We start from the raw sequence: 2545 nt of genomic DNA on the forward strand, positions 1-2545 counted from the left end.
GGCCGTCGCCCGGGCCGCGGGGGGGGGGGCCGCGCCCGCGGGGGCCCCCCCCCCCCCCCCCCCCCCCCCCCCCCCTCTCCCCCCCCCCCGCCTCTTCGTACGCCCGCAGGTTCGCACGCCCGCAGGTTCGCACGCCTTCCGGTGCGCATGTCCTGCGGGTACGTCCTCCGGGGATGCCCTCCAGGCAGGTCTTCCGACGCCGGTACGGCTGCGTGGCCCTCCGGTGGCGCTCCGCCTCAGATACGGACCTGAACGGCGCGGGCCAGCCGGTCGTGCAGACCGCGGCCGTCACGGTCCCAGACCAGGGCCGGGATCACCAGGCACAGCAGCACGCTCCGGACGACCACCCGCCCGAGCGCCAGCCGACCACCGTTCTCGGCGACGACCCTGATGCCCAGGATTCGCTTGCCCGGCGTACAGCCGATGGTCCCGACGGTGAGCACGCTCAGTACGAGGAAGATGCCCACCGCCCAGTTGCCGGCCGCCTGCTGGTCACCGCGAGCGAACAGCCCGTATGCGATCAGCAGGCACAGGGCCCAGTCGATGAAGATCGCGCCGAAGCGCCGGCCGAGCGGTGCCACCGAACCCGGCCCGTTCTCGGGCAGGCCGAGCCGCTTGCCCCGGTAGCCGAAGTCGGCCCCCATCTCCTCGGCGGCCGCGCGCGGTCCGGAGAGCCACGATCCGATTGCTTGCCTGTTGTCCACCCGAACACGGTACTGCGCCCGCCCGGGCGGGCTGCCGGGCGGGGGCCCGCCACAGGCCCCCGGAGCAGCCGGGAGACGGGCCCGTAACCGGCCACGAGGTGCCGGTCACACCCGGCTCGGTTAACTTCTGCGAAACAAATGGGTCATGCTTGAGAAATCCGGTCTGCCTATGGTCGGGTCCAGCGTGTGCCACCGCACTGGCCGCACCACGAGCTACAACCCCGTCCCTCCCGGGCCGGGAGTAGGAGGAGTTGGATGTTCCAGAACGCCGACGACGCGAAGAAGTACATCGCCGACAATGACGTCAAGTTCATCGATGTCCGGTTCTGTGACCTGCCCGGTGTGATGCAGCACGTCACCGTCCCGGCGGCGACCTTCGACCCGGCCGACGAGCTTGCCTTCGACGGCTCGTCGATCCGCGGCTTCCAGGCCATCCACGAGTCCGACATGGCGCTGCGCGCGGACCTGTCGACCGCCCGTGTCGACCCCTTCCGGCGCGACAAGACCATCAACATCAACTTCTTCATCCACGACCCGATCACCGGCGAGCAGTACAGCCGTGACCCGCGGAACGTGGCCAAGAAGGCCGAGGCCTACCTCGCCTCCACCGGCATCGCCGACACCGCGTACTTCGGCCCCGAGGCCGAGTTCTACGTCTTCGACAACGTCCGCTTCCAGACGTCGGCGAACGAGAGCTTCTACCACATCGACTCCGAGGCCGGCGCCTGGAACACCGGTGCGGTCGAGAACAACCGCGGCTACAAGGTCCGCTACAAGGGCGGCTACTTCCCGGTCCCGCCGGTCGACCACTTCGCCGATCTGCGTGCCGAGATGTCCCTTGAGCTGGAGAACAGCGGCCTCCAGATCGAGCGCCAGCACCACGAGGTCGGCACCGCCGGCCAGGCCGAGATCAACTACAAGTTCAACACGCTGCTCGCCGCGGCCGACGACCTGATGCTCTTCAAGTACATCGTGAAGAACGTCGCCTGGCGCAACGGCAAGACCGCGACCTTCATGCCGAAGCCGATCTTCGGTGACAACGGCTCGGGCATGCACGTCCACCAGTCCCTGTGGGCCGGCGGCGACCCGCTGTTCTACGACGAGCAGGGTTACGCGGGCCTGTCGGACATGGCCCGCTACTACATCGGCGGCATCCTCAAGCACGCTCCGTCGCTGCTGGCGTTCACCAACCCGACGGTGAACTCCTACCACCGCCTGGTCCCCGGCTTCGAGGCCCCGGTCAACATGGTGTACTCGCAGCGCAACCGGTCGGCCGCGATGCGCATCCCGATCACGGGCTCCAACCCGAAGGCCAAGCGCGTCGAGTTCCGCGCCCCGGACCCGTCGTCCAACCCTTACCTGGCCTTCTCCGCGCTGCTGATGGCCGGCCTCGACGGCATCAAGAACAAGATCGAGCCCGCCGAGCCGATCGACAAGGACCTGTACGAGCTGGCTCCCGAGGAGCACGCGAACGTCCAGCAGGTCCCGACCTCCCTCCCGGCCGTCCTGGACGCGCTGGAAGCGGACAACGAGTACCTCCAGGCCGGCGGCGTCTTCACGTCCGACCTGATCGAGACCTGGATCGACTACAAGCGCACCAACGAGATCGCCCCGATCCAGCTGCGCCCGCACCCGCACGAGTTCGAGCTGTACTTCGACCTCTAAAAGGCGGGTCCCCGACCTCTGAGAGCGAGGACGGGTGAGCGAGCCGGTCATCTGACTCGATCGCGCAACTTGATCTCACAGACAGCGGAGAGGGGGGGGGGGGCCCCCCCCGGGGGGGGGGGCCCCCCCCCGCGGGGCGCAATGGGTGGGGGGGAAACACCGGCGGGGGGGGGTTG

The 2545-nt window shown here is 69.1% G+C and carries 2 protein-coding genes; one reads left to right on the forward strand and one right to left on the reverse strand.

From position 1 onward, the window contains the following. Positions 1-236: 236 nt before the first annotated feature. Positions 237-704 (reverse strand): RDD family protein, encoded by a 468-nt coding sequence (locus ACGF8B_RS14940; RefSeq protein WP_392738133.1) that lies wholly within the window; start codon positions 702-704, stop codon positions 237-239. Between the two features lie 255 nt (positions 705-959). Here ACGF8B_RS14940 and glnA point away from each other — a divergent pair, with 255 nt between their 5' ends. Next, entirely contained in the window at positions 960-2369 is a 1410-nt protein-coding gene (gene glnA, locus ACGF8B_RS14945; RefSeq protein WP_326765192.1) for a type I glutamate--ammonia ligase, read from the forward strand. The last annotated feature ends 176 nt before the right edge of the window (positions 2370-2545 follow it).

The sequence above is a fragment of the Streptomyces sp. NPDC047917 genome (assembly GCF_043204345.1).
GTDB lineage: Bacteria > Actinomycetota > Actinomycetes > Streptomycetales > Streptomycetaceae > Streptomyces > Streptomyces sanglieri.

Excerpts from the sequence above, each read along its gene's own strand:
- glnA (WP_326765192.1), top strand. The coding sequence starts at position 960 with ATGTTCCAGAACGCCGACGACGCGAAGAAGTACATCGCCGACAATGAC.